The sequence below is a fragment of the Photorhabdus viridis genome (assembly GCF_040256935.1).
Taxonomy (GTDB): Bacteria; Pseudomonadota; Gammaproteobacteria; order Enterobacterales; family Enterobacteriaceae; genus Photorhabdus; species Photorhabdus viridis.
In genome coordinates this window covers 1-387 of record NZ_JBEJZY010000299.1, presented here as the reverse complement: position 1 = coordinate 387, position 387 = coordinate 1, and the positions used below count along the sequence as shown (strand labels likewise).

Genomic DNA, 387 nt, shown 5'->3' with positions numbered 1-387 from the left:
GCCACCGTAAGCTAAGGCTCCCCACAGCTCCCATACCGAGAAATCAAAAGCAAAAGAGTGGAACAGGGTCCAGACGTCGTTGCGATTGAACTGGAAATAACCCTGTGTGGCCGCCAACAGGCGAATGATGTTCGCGTGTTCCACCATCACCCCTTTGGGTTGGCCGGTGGAGCCGGAGGTGTAAATCACATACGCCAGGTGGTGTGAAGTCAGTCCTCGTGCCCGGCTGTCGGGGTTGCTGTCCGGCGCCCCGTCAAGGACGGACGGTGGGCAGGTATCCAGCACCACGGTAGGCAGGTGACTGTCCAGGGTTTCCAGCAAGGCAGTCTGGGTAAGCAGGGCCACCGGCGCCGCATCACTGAGCATATAGGCCAGCCGTTCGGCCGG

General features: G+C 60.5%; 1 protein-coding gene. It reads right to left on the bottom strand.

Annotated features, from left to right (window positions below):
- Positions 1-387: AMP-binding protein (locus ABR397_RS23455; RefSeq protein WP_350307798.1), on the bottom strand; the 387-nt coding region annotated here is incomplete at both ends.